The sequence below is a fragment of the Rubrivivax sp. A210 genome, from assembly GCF_904426505.1.
GTDB lineage: Bacteria > Pseudomonadota > Gammaproteobacteria > Burkholderiales > Burkholderiaceae_C > Rubrivivax.
The window spans coordinates 71,112-91,873 of the sequence record NZ_CAJGBN010000005.1 but is presented as its reverse complement, the minus strand read 5'-3'; the positions used below and the strand labels follow the sequence as shown (position 1 = coordinate 91,873).

Genomic DNA, 20,762 nt, shown 5'->3' with positions numbered 1-20,762 from the left:
GATGACCAGGCGGCGCGTCGTCGTCACCGGCCTGGGCCTCATCAGCCCGGTCGGCAATTCCGTGGCCGAGGGCTGGGCCAATGTGCTCGCCGGGCGCAGCGGCATAGCCCCCATCACCAAGTTCGATGCGACGGCCTTTTCGTGCCGCTTCGCGGGCGAGGTCAGGGATTTCAAGATCGAGGACTACATCCCGGTCAAGGAAGCCCGCCACATGGATGCCTTCATCCATTTCGGCATGGCCGCCGCGATCCAGGCGGTGCAAGATGCCGGCCTGCCCAGCGGTGATGCGCTCGACGAGCCGCAGGCCGAGCGCATCGGCGTGATGGTCGGCTCGGGCATCGGCGGCTTGCCACTGATCGAGCAGACCGCGGGCGAGTACCTTGAGCGCGGCCCGCGCCGCATCTCGCCGTTTTTCGTGCCGGCCTCGATCATCAACATGATCTCGGGCCACATCTCGATCAAGTACGGCTTCACCGGCCCCAATCTGGCGGTGGTGACGGCCTGCACGACCGGGCTGCACTGCATAGGCCAGGCCGGGCGTTTGATCGAGTACGGCGACGCCGACGTGATGATCGCTGGCGGCGCTGAGAGCACGGTCTCGCCGCTGGGCGTGGGCGGCTTCGCGGCGGCGCGCGCTCTGTCCACGCGCAACGACGATCCCACCACGGCCTCGCGGCCCTGGGACAAGGGGCGTGACGGCTTCGTGCTCGGCGAAGGCGCCGGCGTGGTGGTGCTAGAAGAATACGAGCACGCCAAGAAGCGCGGCGCGAAGATCTACGCCGAGCTGGTCGGCTTCGGCATGGGCGCCGATGCCCACCACATGACGGCGCCCAATGTCGACGGCCCCAAGCGCTCGATGAAGGGTGCGCTGCGCAGTGCCGGGCTCGACCCGTCTGCGGTGCAGTACCTCAATGCCCATGGCACCAGCACGCCGCTGGGCGATGTCAACGAGACCAATGCCATCAAGCTGGCCTTCGGCGACCACGCCAAGCGCCTGGTTGTCAATTCCACCAAGTCGATGACCGGCCACCTGCTCGGCGGCGCCGGCGGCATCGAGAGTCTGTTCACCGTGCTGGCCATCCACCACCAGGTGTCACCGCCCACGATCAACATCTTCGACCAGGATCCCGAGTGCGACCTGGACTACTGCGCCAACCAGGCGCGCGAGATGAAGATCGAATACGGCATGAAGAACAATTTCGGCTTCGGTGGCACCAACGGCACCTTGATCTTCCGGCGCGTCTGAGCCGTGTACGCGGCGCCCCCGGTCAGCGTGCATGGCACCGGCGGGCCTGCGTGGCGTGCGCTCAGGGTGGGGCTGCCGGCGCTGGCCGCCGGCGTGTTCTGTGCCTGGGCCCTGGCGCATGCCGAGCTGCCTCCGCTGTGGGCCGCGCCTGTGGCCTTGGCGGTGGCCGTGCTGGCCTGGTGGCGCACCGCTCCCGTGAGCCGCAGCCTGGCCTGGGATGGCAGCCAATGGCTCGTCGATGGCCATGCGGTTGAACTGCAACTGATGATCGATCTCGACCGCTGGCTGCTGCTGCGCGTGCGTGCAGCGGATTCGGGCGCGCGCTGGATGGCCTGCACCGCAGGAGAGGTCGGCGCGCACTGGCCGCTGCTGCGTGCGGCGCTGCATGCGCGCTTGAGCCCGGTGCCGGCTGCGCATGTCTGAGTCGGATGCCGATGCCCTGCTGGTCGAGCGCGTCAAGCTCGGCGATGTGCGGGCCTTCGAGATGCTGGTCGTCAAGTACCAGCGCCGCATCGAGCGCCTGATCGGCCGCATGGTGCGCGATGTCGACCTGGTGCAGGACATCGCCCAGGAGAGCTTCATCCGCGCCTACCGCGCGCTGCCGCAGTTCCGCGGTGAGAGCGCCTTCTACACCTGGCTCTACCGCATCGCCGTCAATACCGCCAAGAAGGCGTTGATGGACATGAAGCGCGACCCGCTGGTGTCGGAATCGGCCCTGCGTTCCGATGACGAAAGCGATGAAACTTCACGCGTCGAGAATGAACTAAGCGACGGCGAGACACCCGAAGCCCTGCTCGCCAGCAAAGAAGTGGCTGCCGCCGTGAACGCGGCCATCGAAGCCTTGTCCGATGACCTGCGGCAGGCGATCACGCTGCGCGAGATCGAAGGCCTCAGCTACGAAGAGATCGCCGAACTGATGAACTGCCCGATAGGAACCGTGCGCTCGCGCATCTTCCGCGCCCGTGAAGCGATAGCCGCCCGCCTGCGGCCCTTGCTCGACACGCGCGGCGGCGAACGCTGGTGAAGTCCTGCCATCCTGCCTTGCCCTCTGCCGAACTGCATCGCCATGAAGTCCACGCCCAAGAGTCAAACGACCACCGCCGACGCGCCGCATGAGGTGATCCCTGCTGGCGAAGACCGCCAGTTGCTCTCGGCACTGGCCGATGGCGAGGCTGCGGCCCTGCAGCGTGCCTGCGCCCTGTGGAAGGGCGACGCCCAGGCGCGCCAGACCTGGCATGCCTACCACCTGATCGGCGATGTGATGCGCAGCGAAGAGCTGTCCTCCAGCCCGGCGCGCGACGCTGCCTTCCTCGAGGCCTTGCGGGGCCGCCTGGCGAAGGAGCCGGTCTTCATCGCGCCGGCCGAGGCCGGCGTGGTGCTGGTCAACCGCGGCGCCGCGGCGCCGCGGCGCCAGCGCTGGCTGCTGCCGCTGGCTGCGGCGGCCGGCTTCGTGGCCGTGGCCGGCGTGCTGGTGGTGGTGCGCATGGCGGGCAGCGAAGGGCAGGGCGTTGCGCCGACGATGGCCGCGGCGCCGCCCAGCGGTGCCACGCTGGTCAGCGCCGATGCGCAGCGCGCGCCGACCCTGCCGAATGCCGGCGGCGCGACAGTGATCCGCGATCCTCGCCTCGACGAATTCCTGCGCGCCCACCAGTGGGCGCGCGGCGGCATGGCGGTGGCCGCACCCGGTGGCGCGCTGCGCCGCGTGGAGGCCGTGGGCAATCCCGTCGTCGACCGTTGATGCGCCTGCACCTTCTTCGCGGGCTGCTCTGCCTGGCCTGCACGGCCGGCTTGTTGCCAGCAGCCTGGGCCCAGCAGGGCGGCACTGTGGCCGCCCAGGCGTCGGCCCCCGCAGCGGACGCGCGGGTTTGGCTCGCGCGCATGCAGAGGGCCGCCAGCACCGCCAACTACCAGGGAACGATGGTCTTCAGCAGCGGCAGCCAGTTGTCGAGTTCGCGTGTCTGGCACTTCCGCCTGGGTGAACAGACTTTCGAGCGGCTGGAGGCGCTGGACGGGCGCCTGCAGCATGTGCTGCGCCACAACGACCAGGTCCAGACGATCTGGCCGCAGACGCGCGTCACCGTGCTCGAAAGGCGGGAGACGATTGCCGGCTGGACGACCACGCCACAGGCCGTGGACCCCCAGGCCATGGAACAGTACGAGGTCAGGCGCCAGGGCCAGTCGCGCATCGCCGGGCGCGATGCCGCCGTGCTGCTGCTGGAGCCGCGCGACGCGCTGCGCTATGCGCAACGCCTGTGGGCCGATCTGGCCAGTGGCCTGATGCTGCGCGCCGATGTGCTGGGCAATGGCATGCCGCGGCCGGTGCTCGAATCCACCGCCTATTCCGAGGTCGAGATCGGCGTCAGGCCCCAGCCCGAACTGGTGCTGGGTGCGGCGCGGCGGCTCGAGGGCTACCGCGTGCTCAAGCCGATGATCCAGCGCACCACGCTGGAAGCCGAAGGCTGGGCGGTGGTGCGGCCGGTGGCGGGCTTCAAGCTCGCCGGTTGCGTGCGCCGCGGCCTGGCGCCGGCCGGCGGCGAGGAATCGGTGCTGCAGGCCGTCTTCACCGACGGCCTCACCCATGTCTCGGTCTTCGTCGAGCCCATGCAGCCGCAGCCCAACCGCAGCGAATCGCAGGCCCAGCAGGGCGCCACCGCCACCATCGCCACCCAGCGCGGCGAGCACTGGATCACCGCCGTCGGCGACGTGCCGCCGGCCACGCTCAAGCTTTTCGCCGACGCCCTCGAGCGCCGCCGCCCCTGACCCTCCCGCTGCCCCAATCCGTTTCGCCATCGAGTCCATCGCATGAAGCCTACTGTTGCTCTGTCCAAGAACTCTCCCTGGGCCCGCCGCGGGGCCCTGATGCTGGCCGCGCTGCTGCTGGCGGCCACGGCCCTGCTGTCGCTGCCCGGCCATGCCCAGACCGTGCAGTTGCCCGATTTCACCGAGCTGGTCGAACGCGTCGGGCCCTCGGTCGTCAATATCCGCACCACCGAGAAGCGCGCCGGCGGCAATGCCGCCGGCGAGACCGACCCCAACATCGAGGAGTTCTTCCGCCGCTTCGGCATCCCGATGCCGGGCCGCCCCGACCCGCGCCGTGGCAACCCGCGCAACAACGAAGAAGAAGCGCCCCAGCAGCGCGGCGTCGGCTCGGGCTTCATCCTCAGCGCCGACGGCTACATCATGACCAATGCCCATGTGGTGGATGGCGCCGATGAGGTGATCGTCACCCTCACCGACAAGCGCGAGCTCAAGGCGCGCATCATCGGCGCCGACAAGCGCAGCGATGTCGCCGTGGTCAAGGTCGAGGCCAGCGGCCTGCCCTTCGTGAAGATCGGCGACGTCAACCGGCTCAAGGTCGGCGAGTGGGTGATGGCCATAGGCTCGCCCTTCGGCCTGGACAACACCGTCACCGCCGGCATCGTCAGCGCCAAGCAGCGCGACACCGGCGACTTCCTGCCGCTGATCCAGACCGATGTCGCCATCAACCCGGGCAACTCGGGCGGGCCGCTGATCAATCTGCGCGGCGAAGTGGTCGGCATCAATTCGCAGATCTACAGCCGCTCGGGCGGCTTCATGGGCATCAGCTTCGCGATCCCCATCGACGAAGCCCAGCGCGTGTCCGAACAACTGCGCGCCAACGGGCGCGTCATCCGCGGTCGCATCGGGGTGCAGATCGGCCCCGTCAGCAAGGAAGTGGCCGAGTCCATTGGGCTGGGCCAGCCGCGCGGTGCGCTCGTCAACAGCGTCGAAAAGGACGGCCCGGCCGACAAGGCCGGCGTCGAGGCCGGCGACATCATCGTCAAGGTCGACGGCCGCGCGGTCGAGAAGTCGGGTGACCTGCCGCGCATCATCGGCGGCCTCAAGCCGGGCTCCAAGGCCACGCTGCAGATCTTCCGCCGCGGCGCCGCCAAGGATCTGGGCGTCGGCATCGCCGAGTTCGAGGCCGACCGGCCGAACCGCCGCGCCGCCGCCGACCCCGCCACCCCGCCGGCCACCGCCAAGAGCGTGCTCGGCCTGACGGTTTCCGACCTGACCGATGCGCAGAAGAAGGAGTTGCGCGTTCGAGGCGGCGTGCGCATCGATGCCGTCGACGGCGCCGCGGCCCGCGCCGGCCTGCGCGAGGGCGACGTGATCCTGTCGCTGGACAACGCCGACGTCGTCGACAGCCGCCAGTTCGCCGCCGCCACCGCCAAGGTCGAGAAGGCCAAGTCGGTCAGCGTGCTGGTGCGGCGTGGCGAGTGGACCAACTACTTCGTCATCAGGCCGGGCAAGTAAGGCCGTTCCGACCCGGCGTCGCAAGTTGACTGCGGCGTCGGGTCTTTCCACCTGGCGGGATGACGGCTTGTCATATTGCTGCGACGCAGCATGCAAATCCTGATGGCAAAGTTGGTGATCACTAGCTTCAAATCGGTGACTCGCTGGATTACCTTCCGGGCCGTCTAGAATCGCCGCCGGCGGCCCCATTTTCCGTTGTTGCTTGAAGCAAGTCGGGGTTCGCAAGTCCTGCGCCAGGTTGGTGTCAGCCTGTTGACAATCTGTTGATAACTTCCGCCTGTCTGATTGCTGCAACGGCCGGAAATCAAGCAATGACGCGGCTTCCCGGCCGATGCTTTGTTCTACAATGGGTGCCCAACAAGCAGTTGCCAAACGTTCTGTTGGAAGGCGCGTCACCCATTTGGACGCGCCTTTTTTTTAGCCTCGGCGCGGCCTCTCGGGCCCCCGCATTGCCTTGCGATGCGGGCCTGCGCCGAAGCGGCTGAGCCTCCTGGCCGGCCACCCGTTGCCTAGTCTGATCACGCCGTGAACCACATCCGCAATTTCTCCATCATCGCCCACATCGACCACGGCAAGAGCACGTTGGCCGATCGCATCATCCAGCGCTGCGGCGGCCTGAGCGACCGCGAGATGGAGGCCCAGGTGCTCGACTCGATGGACATCGAGCGCGAGCGCGGCATCACGATCAAGGCCCAGACCGCGGCGCTGAACTACACCGCGCTCGATGGCCAGACCTACCAGCTCAACCTCATCGACACGCCCGGGCACGTCGACTTCAGCTACGAGGTGAGCCGCTCGCTCTCGGCCTGCGAAGGCGCGCTGCTGGTGGTCGATGCCTCGCAGGGTGTCGAGGCGCAGACGGTGGCCAACTGCTACACCGCGCTCGAACTCGGCGTCGAGGTCGTGCCGGTGCTCAACAAGATGGACCTGCCGCAGGCCGACCCCGAAAACGCCAAGCGCGAGATCGAGGACGTGATCGGCATCGACGCCGAGAACGCCATCCCCTGCTCGGCCAAGACCGGCATGGGCCTGGACGAGATCATCGAGGCCGTCATTGCGCGCATGCCAGCGCCGCGCGGCAAGCCCGACGGGCCGCCGCGGGCGATGATCATCGACAGCTGGTTCGACAACTACGTCGGCGTCGTGATGCTGGTGCGGGTGGTCGACGGTTCGCTCAGCCGCGGCGAGCGCATCCGCATGATGGCCACCAACACCGTCTACGGCATCGAGCAGATGGGCGTGTTCACGCCCAAGAGCCAGGCGCGCGAATCGCTCAAGGCTGGCGAGGTGGGCTTCGTGATCTGCGGCATCAAGGAGCTGCAGGCGGCCAAGGTGGGCGACACGCTCACGCTCGAGAAGAAGCTGCCCAACAACGCCGGCCCGGCCAGCGAGCCGCTGCCCGGCTTCAAGGAAATCCAGCCCCAGGTCTTTGCCGGCCTCTACCCGACCGAAGCGAGCGAGTACGACCAGCTGCGCGACGCGCTCGAGAAGCTCAAGCTCAACGATAGCAGCCTGCGCTACGAGCCCGAAGTGAGCCAGGCCCTGGGCTTCGGCTTCCGCTGCGGCTTTCTCGGCCTGCTGCACATGGAGATCGTGCAGGAGCGGCTGGAGCGCGAGTTCGACCAGGATCTCATCACCACCGCGCCCAGCGTCGTCTACGAGGTCGAGCTGAACGACGGTACGGTGCTGATGGTGGAGAACCCGAGCAAGATGCCCGACCTTGGCCGCATTCGCGAAATCCGCGAGCCCATCGTCACCGTACACCTGTACATGCCGCAGGACAGCGTGGGCCCGGTGATGACGCTGTGCAACCAGAAACGCGGCGTGCAGCTCAACATGAGCTACCACGGCCGCCAGGTTCACCTCACCTACGAGCTGCCGCTGGCCGAGATCGTGCTGGACTTCTTCGACAAGTTGAAGAGCGTCTCGCGCGGCTATGCCAGCATGGACTACGAGTTCAAGGAAAACCGCGCCGCCGATGTCGTGAAGGTCGACCTGATGATCAACGGCGACCGCGTCGATGCGCTGTCCATCATCGTCCACAAGGCGCAGAGTGTGTTCCGTGGCCGCGCGGTGGCGTCCAAGATGCGCCAGCAGATACCGCGCCAGATGTACGACGTCGCCATCCAGGCTGCCATCGGCGCCAACGTGATCGCACGCGAGGACGTCAAGGCGCTGCGCAAGAACGTGCTGGCAAAATGCTACGGTGGCGACATCACCCGCAAGAAGAAGCTTCTCGAAAAGCAGAAGGCGGGCAAGAAGCGCATGAAGCAGATCGGCACCGTCGAAGTGCCGCAAGAGGCCTTCCTCGCCATTCTCCAGGTGGACGATTGAACCCCGCAATGAGCACCCTCACCGCCGCGCTGTACGGCGCCCTGGCCGTCTACCTGGGCGGCTGGTTCCTGAACTACTGGACCGGCAACTTCTCGCTGCTGCTCTTCATGCTGACGCTGGTCACCAGCTTCTTCTGGCTGGCCGAGCGCTTCCGCTTCCGGCCGGCACGCCTGGCGGCGGCGGATCAGCTGGAGCAGAACGACAGCGCGCGCCGCGCCGAACTGGCGCGGCTGGGCATCGAGAAGGTCGACGGAGATGTCGCGCAGGCGCGCGAGAAGCTGCTGATGCAGCCCTGGTGGCTGGATTGGACGGCCGGGCTCTTTCCGGTGATCCTGGTCGTCTTCATCCTGCGCTCCTTCCTCTTCGAGCCCTTCAAGATTCCCTCGGGCTCGATGGTGCCGACGCTGCTGGTGGGCGACCTCATCCTCGTCAACAAGTTCCACTACGGCGTGCGGCTGCCGGTGATCAACAAGAAGATCATCGACAACAACGCGGTCAAGCGCGGCGACGTGATGGTCTTCCGCTACCCGGTGGACCCGCGGCTGGACTACATCAAGCGCGTCGTCGGCCTGCCCGGCGACGAGGTGGCCTACCTCAACCAGAAGCTCAGCATCAACGGCAAGCTGGTCGAGACCGTGGCGCAGGGCGAGCACTACGACGACGACAGCCTGAGCTACAGCCCGATGTACCTCGAGAAGCTGGGCGAGGCAGAGCACAAGGTTCGCGTCGACACCAGCCGCAGCGCCTGGTACGGCCCCGATCCCAAGCGCTTCCCGATGGCCGAGAACTGCCGCTACTCGCCCGAGGGCGTGGTCTGCAAGGTGCCGCCCGGCCATTACTTCATGATGGGTGACAACCGCGACAATTCGCAGGATTCGCGCTTCTGGGGCTTCGTGCCCGACGAGAATATCGTCGGCCGGGCCTTCTTCGTCTGGATGAACTTCGGCAATCCGGGCCGCATCGGCCCCTTCCATTGACCCGGCGGGCGCCCGCTTCCATGAAACGCAACCCGATGGCAAAGCACTCCCTGCGGCACGGCCAGCGCGGCATCACGCTGTTCGGCCTGATGTTCTGGGCCTTTCTGGTGGCCTTCTTCGCCTATTTGCTGGTGCGCACGCTGCCCACGGTGAACGAGTATGTCACCGTCCAGCGCCTGGTCGAGAAGATCGCCGCCAGCCAGCCGTCCACGGTGGCCGAGGCGCGGGCTGCCTTCGACAAGCAGCGCGATGTCGAATACTCCATCGCCTCCCTCACCGGCAAGGACTTGCTGATCACCAAGGAGAACGACCGCGTCGTGATCAGCTACGCCTACGACAAGGAGATCCCCATCTACGGATCGGTCTACCTGCTCATCAAGTATGAAGGGCGGTCGAAGTAGGCACCATGGACAAGCGCCTCGATGCGCTGCAACAGCGCCTGGGCTATCGCTTCGGCCAGGCCGGGCTGCTGCAGCGCGCGCTCACCCACCGCAGCTGGGGCGCCGAGCACAACGAGCGGCTCGAGTTCCTCGGCGACGCGGTGCTGAGCCTGGCGGTCTCGGGCCTGCTCTACGAACGCTTCTCGGGCAGTGACGAAGGTGATCTGACGCGCGTGCGCGCCCACCTGGTGCGCGAGGACAGCCTGCACCGCGCGGCGCTGATGCTGGGCCTGCCCGAGGTGCTGCGCCTGTCCGAGGGCGAGGCGCGCGGTGGCGGCGCCCAGCGGCCGTCCATCCTGGCCGACGCGCTCGAGGCCATCATTGGCGCTGTCTTCATCGATGGCGGCTGGGAGCCGGCGCGCTCGCTGGTGCAGCAGGTCTTCGGCGAGATCATCCAGGCCACCGAGGCCGAGAGCTGGACCAAGGACGCCAAGACCGAGCTGCAGGAATGGCTGCAGGCCCGCCGCATCGCGGTGCCGGCCTACCGCATCGTCGCCACACGCGGCCAGGCGCATGCCCAGACCTTCGAGGTCGAGTGCGCGGTGGCCGCGCTGGCGCTCACCGAGACCGGCGAGGGGCGCTCGCGCCGCGCCGCCGAGCAGGAAGCGGCGCGACGCCTGCTCGATGCGCTCAAGGCCAGCGACCGCCCCGGCGGCCCGCTGCGCTCCTGACGAGGCAAGCATGAACGACACCACTCCCGCCGCCGGCGCCCCCCAGCGCTGCGGCCTCGTCGCCATCGTCGGCCGCCCCAATGTCGGCAAGAGCACGCTGATGAATGCGCTGGTGGGGCAGAAGATCAGCATCACCAGCAACAAGGCCCAGACCACGCGGCACCGCATCACCGGCATCCGCACGCGGGGCCCGGCGCAATTCGTCTTCGTCGACACGCCGGGCTTCCAGGACAAGCACGCCGCGGCGCTGAACCGGACGCTCAACCGCACCGTGCTGTCCTCTCTCGGCGATGTCGACGTCGTGCTCTTCGTCGTCGAGGCCGGCCGCTTCGGCCAGCCCGACGCCAAGGTGCTGGCGCTGCTGCAGGCCGAGTCCATGCAGGGCAAGCCGGTGCTGCTGGTGGCCAACAAGCTCGACACGCTGGCGCGGCGCCAGGACGTGCTGCCTTGGCTGAAGCAGATGCAGGAGCGCCAGGCCTTCGCCGAGTTCGTGCCGATGTCGGCCACACGCGAGGCCGATGTCGAACGCCTGCTGGGCATCGTCGAGCCCTACCTGCCGCAGCAGCCCTGGCTGTACGAGGAAGACGCGCTCACCGACCGCAGCGAGCGCTTCCTGGCCGGCGAGCTGATCCGCGAGAAGCTGTTCCGTCTCACCGGCGACGAGCTGCCCTATGCCTGCACCGTGGTGATCGAGAAGTTCGAAGAGGAAGGCAACTTGCGCCGCATCGCCGCCAGCATCGTGGTCGAGCGCGACGCCCACAAGGGCATGGTCATCGGCGAGGGCGGCGAGCGCCTCAAGCGTATCGGCAGCGAGGCGCGGCAGGAGCTCGAGCGCCTGTGGGACGCCAAGGTCTTTCTCGAGCTGTGGGTCAAGGTGCGCTCGGGCTGGGCCGACGACGAGGCCCATCTGCGCAGCTATGGCTACGAGTAGGGCGGCGCCGCAGCTGCTGTCCTATGTGCTGCACCAGCACGACTGGAGCGAATCGAGCCTGATCGTCGAGCTGTTCACGCGCGAGCGCGGCCGCGTCGTCGTGGCCGCCAAGGGCGCCAAGCGGCCGACCTCCAACTTCCGCGCCGTGCTGCTGCCCTTCCAGCCGCTGCACGCGCTGCTGGGCCGCACGCCGGCCGACGAGCAATCCGAGGTGCACACGCTGCGCGGCGCCGAATGGGCCGGCGGGCGCCCGTTGCTGGGCGCGGCGGCGATGTTCTCGGCCTACTACCTGAACGAGCTGCTGTTGCAGCTGCTGGTGCGCCAGGACGCCCACCCGGCGCTCTTCGACGCCTATGCCGACACGCTGGCGGCGCTGGCCACGCGCGCCGAAAGCGGCGAAGAGGCGGCGGTGCTGCGCGCCTTCGAGCTGATCCTGCTGCGCGAGCTGGGCTGGCTGCCCGAGCTGGCGCTGACCACCCAGACCGCCGAGCCGCTGCGCCCCGCCGGCCGCTACAGCCTGCACCCCGAGGCCGGGGTCTGCGCGGCTGCCAACGCCGGCGGCCTGGCCGGCGCCGACTGGGTGCTACTGGAAGCGGCCCTGGCCCACGGCAGCGGCGAGACGCTGCGCCAGGCCTGCGCCCCCGTGGCCGGCGCGCTGCGCGCGCCGCTGCGCGAACTGCTCCACCACCACCTCGGCCACGACAGGCTGCGCACGCGCCAGGTGTGGCGCGGCGTGCAGCGCCTCAACGAGATTCCTCGACCCGCCTGAAATGACACGACCCCCACGCTCACTTCGTTCGCTGCCCCCCGAGGGGGCGATCAGTACCCTCGGAACGGCCGGGCGGTACTGATGAATCCCCTGATCGCCCCCGAATCCGGCGCCGGACATCGCAGCGGACGCTGCGCGCTCTCGGTCAATCTCAACAAGGTGGCCTCGTTGCGCAACACGCGCCACCTGGGCATCCCCAGCGTGTTGCGCGCCGCCACGCTGTGCCTGGAGGCCGGCGCCGACGGCATCACCGTCCACCCGCGGCCCGACGAACGCCACATCCGCGCCGGTGATGTGTACGAGGTGGCGGCGCTGCTGCGCCAGTGGCCGCAGGCGGAATACAACATCGAGGGCAACCCCTTCCACAACCTGATGGACTTCGTGCGCGCGGTGAGGCCGCAGCAGTGCACCTTCGTGCCCGACAGCGAAGGCCAGTTCACCAGCGACCACGGCTGGGATCTCGCCGCCGACGGCGAACGCCTGCGCCCGCTGATCGAAGAAGCCCACGCACTGGGCGTGCGCGTCAGCCTCTTCATGGACCCGCTGCCCGCGGCGATGGTGCTGGTGCGGGCGGTCGGGGCCGACCGCGTGGAGCTCTACACCGAGCCTTACGCGGCGGCGCATGCCGCTGCACTCCACGGAACGGCCGCCCATGGCCAGCCGGGGCAAGGCGAGCAGCTGGCGGGTTTCGCCGCCGCCGCCGCCGCCGCCCAGGCCCAGGGCCTGGGCGTCAACGCCGGCCACGACCTCAATCGCGACAACCTGGCCGACTTCCTGCGCGCCGTGCCGGGCGTGCTCGAGGTCTCCATCGGCCACGCGCTGGTGGCCGACGCGCTCGAGCTCGGCCTGCCCGCGACCGTGCGCGACTACCTGCGCTGCATCCGCCAAGGCCAGGGGCCGGCGTGATCGTCGGCATCGGCACCGACCTCTGCGACGTGCGCCGCATCCAGGCCACGCTGGAGCGCCGCGGCGAGCGCTTTCCCGAGCGCGTGCTGGGCCCGGCCGAGTTGCGCGTCTTCCAGGCCCGGCGCGAGCGCACGCCGGCGCGCGGCGTTCGCTTCCTGGCCACGCGCTTCTCGGCCAAGGAGGCTTTTTCCAAGGCCATCGGCCTGGGCATACGCAGCCCCATGCAGTGGCGCGCCTGCGAGATCCTCAACGAGCCCAGCGGCAAGCCCTTCATCCGCCTGCACGGCGAACTGGCGGCCTGGTTCGAGGCGCGCGGCCTCGTCGCCCATGTCAGCGTCACCGACGAGACCGACTACGCCTCGTCCTTCGTCGTCGTCGAAACCCGCCCCGCAACCCCCGAGGCCATTCCATGACCGAACACGCCTCACACGCGCCCGTGGTGCTGGACATCGCCGGCACCAGCCTCAGCGCCGCCGACAAACGCCGGCTGCGCCACCCGCTCACCGGCGGTCTGATCCTGTTTGCGCGCAACTGGGAGAACCGGCGCCAGCTCACCGCGTTGACGGCCTCCATCAAGAAGCTGCGGCCCGATGTGCTGGTGTGCGTCGACCACGAAGGCGGCCGCGTGCAGCGCTTTCGCAGCGACGGCTTCACCGCGCTGCCGGCCATGCGCGTGCTGGGCGAGATGTGGATGAGCGACCCGCTGGCCGCCACCGATGCCGCCAGCGCCGCCGGCCATGTGCTGGCTTCTGAGCTGCGCGCCTGCGGCGTCGACCTCAGCTTCACGCCGGTGCTCGACCTCGACCACGGCGGCAGCAGCGTCATCGGCGACCGCGCCTTCCACCGCGATGCCCGTGTCGCCGCGCTGCTGGCCAAGAGCCTGATGCACGGCCTGCTGCGTGCCGGCATGGGCAATTGCGGCAAGCACTTCCCCGGCCACGGCCACGTCAAGGCCGACAGCCATGTCGCGGTTCCGGTGGACCGGCGCGGCCTCGCTACCCTGCTGGCTGATGACGCCCGGCCCTATGAATGGCTGAGCACCACGCTCACCGCGGTGATGCCGGCTCATGTGGTCTACCCCAAGGTTGACGGCCGGCCGGCCGGCTTCTCGGCGCGCTGGCTGAAGGAAATCCTGCGCGGGCGGCTGGGCTTCACGGGCGCCGTCTTCAGCGACGATCTGGGCATGGAAGCGGCCCGCCATCTCGAAGGCAGCGCACTCAGCCACGCCGAGGCTGGCGCGCTGGCGCTGGACGCCGGCTGCGACCTGGTGCTGCTGTGCAATCAGTCGCTGGACAAGGGTGCCCTGCTCGACGATTTCCTGGTCGACCTGGAGGCCCTGGCCGCCGCCGGCCATTGGCAGGCCGATCCCGACAGCGAGCAGCGCCGCCTGGCCCTGCTGCCACAGACGCCGCCGCTGGCCTGGGACGACCTGATGCACGACCCGGTCTACCAGCGCGCGCTGGAGCGGCTGCCGTAGCGCGGCCGATATCGGCCCGGCAATGAAAAAGGCCCCGCGAGCGGGGCCTTTCGCATGGCGCGCCAGGCGCGGTCAGTGCGGCGAGGTCGAGGCCGCCTCGAAGGGCAGTTTCATCTGCGACAAGTCCTTGCGCGTCTCGACCAGGACCAGCGGGCCCTCGTCGGCCAGCACATGGCGGCGCGGTTCGCGCGGCACGCGGATCTGCGGCGGCTCGGCCGCCATCGCGGCCTGCACCGCGCTGATCTTGCCGGCGTCGGACTGCACCCACTCCAGCCCGGCCGAAGCCGCCAGCGCGCCGAGTTCGGCGGTCGGCAGCTGGTAGGGCTCGATGCGGGCCGGCGCGGGCTCCGGGCGCGGGGCCGGCGCGGGGGCCGCGACCGCCACCGGCGCGGGGGCCTGGATCACCGCCTCGGCCGCGGCCGTCGGCGCAGGGGCTTCGGCAGGCGCTGGCTCGGCCGCGCTCTGCAGGGGTTGCAGCGGCTGCAGCTCCTGCAGGGGCTGGATCGGCACGCTTTCGCCACCTTCGGCGCTTGCACTCGGCTCGGCGCCTTCGCGTGCGTCCGGCTGGCCTTCGCGGCCACCCTCGCGCCCGCCGTCGCGCTCGCGGTCACGCCCGCGGCCACGGCCACGTCGGCCACGTTCGCGCTCGCCACCCTCGGCGGCGGGGGCGGCCTCGCTGCCGCCTTCGGCAGCCGGCGCGTCCTGGGCATTGACGGCCGCGATTTCGGCTTCCGACACGCCTTGCAGCGCCTGACCCTCGTCACCGCGGCCTTCACCACGGTCACGGCCACCACGCCGGCGGCGGCGGCGGCCGTCGCGGGCCTCGCCCTCGCCACCGGCAGCGCCTTCGGCGCCCGGGGCGCTGTCGGCAAAGGCCTGTTGCGGCACGGCCTGCGCGTCGGCGCTCTCGTCGGGACGCGGCGCACGCTCGGGCCGCGGGCCGCGGCGGCTGTCGTCACGCGGCGGGCGGTCCTCGCGCGGCGGACGGTCCTCACGGGGGGCCGCGGCGTCGCCGGGCTGGGCCTCGGGGCGCGGGCCCCGGCCGCGGTTGTCGCCACGGCCTTCGCCTCGGCTTTCACCGCGGCCGTCACGGCCTTCGCCGCGTCCTTCGCCACGGCCACCGCGTGCGCCGCGGTCGCCACGATCCCCGCGCTCGCCACGCGGGCCGCGGTCGCCGCCACGCTCGCCGCCGCGCTCAGGGCGGCGGCCTTCTCGCTTGTCGGTCGTGGGGACGGTGATCGTCGTCTCGTTGACGGGGGCAGGGGCCACGACCAGGGTCGCGGGCGCCGGTGCCGGGCTGCCGCCCAGCAGGCGCTTGACCCAGCCGAAGAAGCCCGAGCCGGCGGCCGGTGCGGGCGCAGCGGGTGCCGCAGCCGGCGGCGGCGGCGCCACGGGTGCCGGGGCGGGCGCGGCGGCCACCGGCTTGGGCGCGGGCGGCGGGGCCGGCGGCGCCGGCTGGTCGGGCAGCACGCCCTTGATCACCGGGGTCTGCTTGGGCTTGGCGCGGTCGTCCGAGCTGCGGCGGCGCGTGATGCCGACCTCGTCCTCGGGCTCCTCGATCATCGTGTAGCTGGCCTGCAGGCCTTCCAGCCGCGGGTCATCGTGGCGCAGGCGTTCGAGCTTGTAGTTGGGCGTCTCGAGGTGCTTGTTGGGCACCAGCAGCACGGTCACGCGCTGCTTCAGTTCGATCTTGGTGATCTCGGTGCGTTTCTCGTTGAGCAGGAAGCTCGTCACCTCCACCGGCACCTGCACATGCACGGCGGCGGTGTTTTCCTTCATCGACTCTTCCTGCACCATGCGCAGGATCTGCAGCGCGCTGCTTTCGGTGTCGCGGATGTGGCCGGTGCCGTTGCAGCGCGGGCAGGTGATGTGGTTGCCCTCGCTGAGCGCCGGGCGCAGGCGTTGGCGGCTCAGTTCCAGCAGGCCGAACTTGCTGATGCTGCTGAACTGCACGCGGGCGCGGTCGAAGCGCAGGCCGTCGCGCAGGCGCTGCTCGACCTCGCGGCGGTTCTTGCTCTCCTCCATGTCGATGAAGTCGACCACGATGAGGCCGCCGAGGTCGCGCAGCCGCATCTGGCGCGCGATTTCATCCGCGGCTTCCAGGTTGGTGCGGGTGGCGGTTTCCTCGATGTCGCTGCCGCGCGTGGCGCGGGCGCTGTTCACGTCCACCGAGACCAGGGCCTCGGTGTGGTCGATCACGATGGCGCCGCCGCTGGGCAGGTTGACGGTGCGGCTGAAGGCCGTCTCGATCTGGTGCTCGATCTGGAAGCGGCTGAACAGCGGCGCGTCGTCGCGGTAGCGCTTCACGCGATTGGCCGTCTCCGGCATCACGTGGTTCATGAACTGCTGGGCCTGATCGAAGATGTCGTCGGTGTCGATCAGGATCTCGCCGATGTCCGCGGTGAAGTAGTCGCGGATGGCGCGGATGACCAGGCTCGATTCCTGGTAGATCAGGAAGGCGCCCTTGCCCGCCTTGGAGGCGCCGTCGATGGCGTCCCAGAGCTTGAGCATGTAGTTCAGGTCCCACTGCAGCTCGGCGGCGCTGCGGCCGATGCCGGCGGTGCGCGCGATCAGGCTCATGCCCTTGGGGTAGTCGAGCTGCTCGAGGTTTTCCTTCAGTTCCTCACGGTCCTCGCCCTCGATGCGCCGGCTCACGCCACCGCCGCGCGGGTTGTTGGGCATCAGCACCAGGTAGCGCCCGGCCAGGCTGACGAAGGTGGTCAGCGCCGCGCCCTTGTTGCCGCGCTCTTCCTTTTCGACCTGCACCAGCAGGTTGTCGCCCTCGCGCACCGCATCCTGGATGCGCGCGTTCTTGACCTCGGTGCCCTCGCGGAAGTAATTGCGCGAGATTTCCTTGAACGGCAGGAAACCGTGTCTATCTTCGCCGTAATCCACGAAACAGGCTTCGAGCGAAGGCTCGACCCGCGTGATCACGGCCTTGTAGATATTGCCCTTGCGCTGTTCGCGCCCCTCGATTTCGGTTTCGAAGTCGAGCAGCTTTTGCCCGTCCACGATCGCCAGGCGCCGTTCTTCCGGCTGCGTGGCATTGATCAGCATGCGTTTCATCTGCACTCCAGTGCGGGGCTGCCATGGCGGCGGCCCCGAGCCTTAGACCGATGCACGAGAAACGCGACAGAACCGTTGGCGCGAAATGCCCTGGACTGCGTGGCCCCCCGACGGATCGGGGGCCCTTAGCGGCGCAGCGTTGGCGCGTGCGTGCCGGCCGGGGTTGCAGCGTCTGCCGGCGCCCGCCCGCTGCGCCGCGGATCGCGCGGCGCGGCCTGCACCCGGGCGCAGGCGGGGAGCCTGCGGCGGTCGGGGTCTGGGTGGGTGAAGGGGATCGACATGGACTGCAACGGCGTGCCGGACGCGGAACCCAGGCGCGGACTGGCCCCGCCTGGATTCTTTGAATTTTCGGTGCTTCGCCTGCGCGAAGCGGGGCTCTCTTGCGACTCTCTTCCGCCTGCCACCACACCCCGCCGGGTCACTTGGGGACCACGGCCATGGCGCTGCCGGCAGGCGTTGCATCAACTGCAGCGGTACACGAGCTGCGTGTGCCACTGCTTCTGCTGCGTCGGTGGTGCCCGGGTAAACTCCGGTAGATCAAGCACTTGCAACGCAGAGCCGGTGAGTATAGCGGGCAATAAGCAACCCCCGGGCCCGCTCGACGACGAAGCGGCGGCCGCGGTGCGCCAGCTCACCGTCGACGAAGAGTCCGCCGGCCAGCGCCTGGACAACTACCTGCTGCGCCTGCTCAAGGGCGTGCCCAAGACCCACGTCTACCGCGTCATCCGCTCGGGCGAGGTGCGCGTCAACAAGGGCCGCGCCGGCGCCGACACCCGCATCGCCGCCGGCGACCGCGTGCGCGTGCCGCCAATGCGCATCGCCCAGCGCGCCAGCGCGCCGGCGGCGCCGCCGCGCGAGTTTCCGGTGCTGCTGGAGGACGATCACCTGCTGGCCATCGCCAAGCCGGCCGGCGTGGCGGTGCATGGCGGCAGCGGCGTCAGCCATGGCGTGATCGAGCAGCTGCGGCAGTCGCGGCCGCAGGCGCGCTACCTGGAACTCGTGCACCGGCTCGACAAGGAAACCAGCGGCGTGCTGCTGCTGGCCAAGAAGCGCAGCGCGCTCACGGCGCTGCAAGACCAGTTCCGCAGCCGCGAGACGCACAAGATCTACGCCGCTCTCGTCTTCGGCGCCTGGCCCGACAAGCTCAAGCTCATCGACCAGGCGCTGCACAAGACACTGGACGCCGCCGGCGAGCGCCATGTGCGCGTGGTCTCGCCGGCGCACGAGGACGGCAAGCGCGCCATCACCCTGGTGCAGGTGGCGCAGCGCCTGGCCGAGACGACGCTGCTGCGCGTGACGCTCAAGACCGGCCGCACGCACCAGATCCGCGTCCACCTGGCGCACGCCGGCCACCCCATCGTCGGCGACCCCAAGTACGGCGATTTCGCCCGCAACAAGGCCTGGGCGCGCCAGCAGGGCGTGGCGCGCATGTTCCTGCACGCGGCCGAGCTGGGCTTCGACCACCCGGCCGGCGGCGAGCGCGTCACCCTGAAAGCGCCGCTGCCGCCGGAGTTTGCGACACTGCGCGACCCTTCATGACCCCGCCATGACCGCCACCCGACGCTTCGACCTCATCGCCTTCGACTGGGACGGCACCCTCTTCGACAGCACCACGCTCATCGTGCGCAGCATCCAGGCCGCCTGCCGTGACATCGAGGTGCCGGTGCCCAGCGATACGGCCGCGGCCTACGTCATCGGCCTGGGCCTGCACGACGCGCTCAAGCACGCCGTGCCCGGCCTGCCGTCCGAGCGCTATCCCGAACTGGGCAGGCGCTATGCCCACCACTACTTCGCCAGCCAGCATGAGCTGGTGCTGTTCCCGTGCGCGCTCGCGATGCTGGCCGACCTCAAGCGCCGCCAGCACCTGCTGGCCGTGGCCACCGGCAAGAGCCGCCGCGGCCTGGACGAGGCCCTGGCCCATGCCCAGCTGCAGGGCGTGTTCGACGCCACGCGCACCGCCGACGAGACCGCCAGCAAGCCCCACCCGCTGATGCTGCAGGAGCTGATGGCCGAGCTGGGCGTGGGCCCGGCGCGCACGCTGATGATCGGCGACACCACGCACGACCTGCTGCTGGCGCGCAATGCCGGCGCGGCGCGCGTGGCGGTGAGCTATGGCGCCCACGAGCGCGAGGCCTTCGCCGAGCACGAGCCGCTCTTCGTGGCGCACAGCACGCGCGAGCTGCACGACTGGCTGATCGCCCATGGCTGACGAGGCCGGCAGGCACGACGAGGGCGACGCCTTTGCTTCCGGCGGGCGCGAGACGGTCTGCGCCTCCGACGACCTGGCCGAGCGCGGCCGCGCCTGGGTCTGGGACGTGCTGCAGTACGGGCGTCCGGCGCGCGCCTTCGCGCTGCGCTTCGACGGCGTGGTGCGCGCCTACCTCAACCGCTGCGTCCATGTGCCCACCGAGATGGACTGGCAGGAGGGCGAGTTTCTCGACATGGACAGGCGCTGGATCCTCTGCTCCATCCACGGCGCCATGTACGAGCCCGAGGACGGGCGCTGCGTCGGCGGCCCCTGCGGCCGTGGCCGCCTTACCGCCATTGACGTGAAGGAAGAGGGCGGCCGGGTCTATTGGTATCCTTCCCGCGACATCAGGCCGGTGGCTTTCGACGCCCCGGCCCAGGAAAACTGAAGCATGAGCACCGAAGATCTGGCGCCCCCCGCGGGCGCTGCCTCACCCACGCCCGCCGCGCCGGCCGCGTTGCCAGCGCCCAAGGCCGGCGGCCTGGAGTCGGCGCTCGAGCGCGTCGCCAACGAGTTGCTCAGGCAGCAGCGCAGCGAGCGCCGCTGGCGCATCTTCTTCCGCCTTGCCTGGCTGGGCCTGGCGCTGGTCGTGGTGCTGGCGACGCTGCCCCACCGTGGCGCTGCCACCACCTCGGCGACGCCGCACACGGCCCTGGTGGAACTGCGCGGCGAGATCAGCGCCGAATCCGACGCCAGCGCCGAGGCCCTGGTGGGCGCGCTCAAGGCCGCCTTCGAGGACGCCGGCTCGCAGGCCGTGGTGCTGCGCATCAACTCGCCCGGCGGCAGCCCGGTGCAGGCCGGCATCGTCTACGACGAGCTCAAGCGCTTGAAGGCCAAGCACGGCAAGAAGGTCTATGCCGTGGTCGAGGAAGTTTGCGCCTCGGGCGCCTATTACATCGCCGCCGGTGCCGACGAGATCTATGTCGACAAGGCCAGCATCGTCGGCAGCATCGGCGTGCTGATGGACGGCTTCGGCTTTGCCGGCCTGATGGAAAAGCTGGGCGTCGAGCGCCGCCTGCTCACCGCCGGCAGCAACAAGGCCATGCTCGACCCCTTCGGCCCCGTCAACCCGCGCCACCAGCAGCTGGCCCAGGCCATGCTGGACCAGATTCACCAGCAGTTCATCGCGGTCGTCAAGGAAGGCCGCGGTGACCGCCTGAAGGAAACGCCCGATACCTTCTCGGGCCTGTTCTGGAACGGTGAAGAGGCGGTGCGCCTGGGCCTGGCCGACCACACTGGCAACCTCGACTATGTTGCGCGCGAGGTCGTCAAGGCCGAGGAGGTGGTTGACTACACGCCGCACGAGAACGTTGCCGAACGCCTGGCCAAGCGCTTCGGCGCCAGCGTCGGTGCCGGGGCCGTCAAGGCCTTGCGCGAACTGTCGCCGCTGAAATGAAGCCCCCACGCTCTCTTCGTTCGCTG

The 20,762-nt window shown here is 69.5% G+C and carries 20 protein-coding genes; 19 read left to right on the top strand and 1 reads right to left on the bottom strand.

The genetic code is table 11. From position 1 onward, the window contains the following. Window position 1: 1 nt before the first annotated feature. From fabF to nagZ, 15 genes are all read left to right on the top strand, one after another. Window positions 2–1,246 (top strand): beta-ketoacyl-ACP synthase II, encoded by a 1,245-nt coding sequence (gene fabF / locus JMV16_RS05985; protein WP_201493274.1) that lies wholly within the window; start codon window positions 2–4, stop codon window positions 1,244–1,246. Between the two features lie 3 nt (window positions 1,247–1,249). Continuing rightward, on the top strand, window positions 1,250–1,669 hold the full coding sequence (locus tag JMV16_RS05980) for a hypothetical protein (RefSeq protein ID WP_201493273.1): 420 nt from the start codon (window positions 1,250–1,252) through the stop codon (window positions 1,667–1,669). After that, on the top strand, window positions 1,662–2,270 hold the full coding sequence (gene rpoE, locus JMV16_RS05975) for an RNA polymerase sigma factor RpoE (RefSeq protein ID WP_201493272.1): 609 nt from the start codon (window positions 1,662–1,664) through the stop codon (window positions 2,268–2,270). The genes JMV16_RS05980 and rpoE overlap by 8 nt, the downstream gene beginning before the upstream one ends. 42 nt (window positions 2,271–2,312) lie before the next feature. After that, window positions 2,313–2,984 (top strand): sigma-E factor negative regulatory protein, encoded by a 672-nt coding sequence (locus tag JMV16_RS05970; RefSeq protein ID WP_201493271.1) that lies wholly within the window; start codon window positions 2,313–2,315, stop codon window positions 2,982–2,984. Then, window positions 2,984–4,006, top strand: a complete 1,023-nt coding sequence (locus JMV16_RS05965; RefSeq protein ID WP_201493270.1) for a MucB/RseB C-terminal domain-containing protein — start codon at window positions 2,984–2,986, stop codon at window positions 4,004–4,006. Before JMV16_RS05970 ends, JMV16_RS05965 begins: the two co-directional genes overlap by 1 nt. Before the next feature lie 42 nt (window positions 4,007–4,048). Next, entirely contained in the window at window positions 4,049–5,521 is a 1,473-nt protein-coding gene (locus JMV16_RS05960; RefSeq protein WP_236580380.1) for a DegQ family serine endoprotease, read from the top strand. A gap of 525 nt (window positions 5,522–6,046) precedes the next feature. Beyond that, window positions 6,047–7,855 (top strand): translation elongation factor 4, encoded by a 1,809-nt coding sequence (gene lepA, locus JMV16_RS05955; RefSeq protein WP_201493269.1) that lies wholly within the window; start codon window positions 6,047–6,049, stop codon window positions 7,853–7,855. 8 nt (window positions 7,856–7,863) lie between these two features. Next, complete coding sequence (lepB, locus tag JMV16_RS05950; protein WP_201493268.1) at window positions 7,864–8,832, top strand: signal peptidase I; 969 nt, start codon at window positions 7,864–7,866, stop codon at window positions 8,830–8,832. Window positions 8,833–8,867: 35 nt separating this feature from the next. Next, window positions 8,868–9,233 carry a DUF4845 domain-containing protein gene (locus JMV16_RS05945; RefSeq protein WP_236580379.1) on the top strand — a complete coding sequence of 122 codons (366 nt, stop codon included), beginning with the start codon at window positions 8,868–8,870 and terminating at the stop codon, window positions 9,231–9,233. A 5-nt stretch (window positions 9,234–9,238) separates the two neighbouring features. Next, complete coding sequence (rnc, locus tag JMV16_RS05940; RefSeq protein ID WP_201493266.1) at window positions 9,239–9,943, top strand: ribonuclease III; 705 nt, start codon at window positions 9,239–9,241, stop codon at window positions 9,941–9,943. A 10-nt stretch (window positions 9,944–9,953) separates the two neighbouring features. Further along, window positions 9,954–10,874, top strand: coding sequence for a GTPase Era (era, locus tag JMV16_RS05935; RefSeq protein WP_236580378.1), 921 nt, complete (start codon window positions 9,954–9,956; stop codon window positions 10,872–10,874). After that, complete coding sequence (gene recO, locus JMV16_RS05930; RefSeq protein WP_201493264.1) at window positions 10,861–11,643, top strand: DNA repair protein RecO; 783 nt, start codon at window positions 10,861–10,863, stop codon at window positions 11,641–11,643. Before era ends, recO begins: the two co-directional genes overlap by 14 nt. A gap of 81 nt (window positions 11,644–11,724) precedes the next feature. Continuing rightward, the gene (locus tag JMV16_RS05925; protein WP_201493263.1) at window positions 11,725–12,549 is read left to right on the top strand and encodes a pyridoxine 5'-phosphate synthase; all 825 of its coding nucleotides are present in this window, start codon (window positions 11,725–11,727) and stop codon (window positions 12,547–12,549) included. Next, on the top strand, window positions 12,546–12,962 hold the full coding sequence (gene acpS, locus JMV16_RS05920; protein ID WP_201493262.1) for a holo-ACP synthase: 417 nt from the start codon (window positions 12,546–12,548) through the stop codon (window positions 12,960–12,962). Before JMV16_RS05925 ends, acpS begins: the two co-directional genes overlap by 4 nt. Then, a complete protein-coding gene (nagZ, locus tag JMV16_RS05915) occupies window positions 12,959–14,026 on the top strand; it encodes a beta-N-acetylhexosaminidase (protein WP_201493261.1) in 1,068 nt (355 codons plus the stop codon). The genes acpS and nagZ overlap by 4 nt, the downstream gene beginning before the upstream one ends. A gap of 72 nt (window positions 14,027–14,098) precedes the next feature. On the opposite strand, the gene JMV16_RS05910 is transcribed toward nagZ, so the two are convergent. Next, entirely contained in the window at window positions 14,099–17,092 is a 2,994-nt protein-coding gene (locus JMV16_RS05910; RefSeq protein WP_201493260.1) for a ribonuclease E/G, read from the bottom strand. Window positions 17,093–17,713: 621 nt separating this feature from the next. On the opposite strand from JMV16_RS05910, the gene JMV16_RS05905 reads away from it, so the two are divergent. Genes JMV16_RS05905 through JMV16_RS05890 form a run of 4 tightly spaced genes read left to right on the top strand, consistent with a single transcriptional unit; the run spans window position 17,714 to window position 20,736 of the window. Then, complete coding sequence (locus JMV16_RS05905; protein ID WP_236580385.1) at window positions 17,714–18,631, top strand: RluA family pseudouridine synthase; 918 nt, start codon at window positions 17,714–17,716, stop codon at window positions 18,629–18,631. A 7-nt stretch (window positions 18,632–18,638) separates the two neighbouring features. Beyond that, a complete protein-coding gene (locus tag JMV16_RS05900; RefSeq protein WP_201493258.1) occupies window positions 18,639–19,301 on the top strand; it encodes an HAD family hydrolase in 663 nt (220 codons plus the stop codon). Further along, a complete protein-coding gene (locus tag JMV16_RS05895) occupies window positions 19,294–19,728 on the top strand; it encodes a Rieske (2Fe-2S) protein (RefSeq protein WP_201493257.1) in 435 nt (144 codons plus the stop codon). The genes JMV16_RS05900 and JMV16_RS05895 overlap by 8 nt, the downstream gene beginning before the upstream one ends. Before the next feature lie 3 nt (window positions 19,729–19,731). After that, window positions 19,732–20,736, top strand: coding sequence for a S49 family peptidase (locus JMV16_RS05890; RefSeq protein WP_201493256.1), 1,005 nt, complete (start codon window positions 19,732–19,734; stop codon window positions 20,734–20,736). Window positions 20,737–20,762 lie beyond the last annotated feature (26 nt).

Coding starts and splice junctions, on each gene's coding strand:
- fabF (WP_201493274.1), top strand. CDS start 2: ATGACCAGGCGGCGCGTCGTCGTCACCGGCCTGGGCCTCATCAGCCCG.
- rpoE (WP_201493272.1), top strand. CDS start 1,662: ATGTCTGAGTCGGATGCCGATGCCCTGCTGGTCGAGCGCGTCAAGCTC.
- JMV16_RS05970 (WP_201493271.1), top strand. CDS start 2,313: ATGAAGTCCACGCCCAAGAGTCAAACGACCACCGCCGACGCGCCGCAT.
- JMV16_RS05965 (WP_201493270.1), top strand. CDS start 2,984: ATGCGCCTGCACCTTCTTCGCGGGCTGCTCTGCCTGGCCTGCACGGCC.
- JMV16_RS05960 (WP_236580380.1), top strand. CDS start 4,049: ATGAAGCCTACTGTTGCTCTGTCCAAGAACTCTCCCTGGGCCCGCCGC.
- lepB (WP_201493268.1), top strand. CDS start 7,864: ATGAGCACCCTCACCGCCGCGCTGTACGGCGCCCTGGCCGTCTACCTG.
- JMV16_RS05945 (WP_236580379.1), top strand. CDS start 8,868: ATGGCAAAGCACTCCCTGCGGCACGGCCAGCGCGGCATCACGCTGTTC.
- rnc (WP_201493266.1), top strand. CDS start 9,239: ATGGACAAGCGCCTCGATGCGCTGCAACAGCGCCTGGGCTATCGCTTC.
- era (WP_236580378.1), top strand. CDS start 9,954: ATGAACGACACCACTCCCGCCGCCGGCGCCCCCCAGCGCTGCGGCCTC.
- recO (WP_201493264.1), top strand. CDS start 10,861: ATGGCTACGAGTAGGGCGGCGCCGCAGCTGCTGTCCTATGTGCTGCAC.
- JMV16_RS05925 (WP_201493263.1), top strand. CDS start 11,725: ATGAATCCCCTGATCGCCCCCGAATCCGGCGCCGGACATCGCAGCGGA.
- nagZ (WP_201493261.1), top strand. CDS start 12,959: ATGACCGAACACGCCTCACACGCGCCCGTGGTGCTGGACATCGCCGGC.
- JMV16_RS05910 (WP_201493260.1), bottom strand. CDS start 17,092: ATGAAACGCATGCTGATCAATGCCACGCAGCCGGAAGAACGGCGCCTG.
- JMV16_RS05900 (WP_201493258.1), top strand. CDS start 18,639: ATGACCGCCACCCGACGCTTCGACCTCATCGCCTTCGACTGGGACGGC.
- JMV16_RS05895 (WP_201493257.1), top strand. CDS start 19,294: ATGGCTGACGAGGCCGGCAGGCACGACGAGGGCGACGCCTTTGCTTCC.
- JMV16_RS05890 (WP_201493256.1), top strand. CDS start 19,732: ATGAGCACCGAAGATCTGGCGCCCCCCGCGGGCGCTGCCTCACCCACG.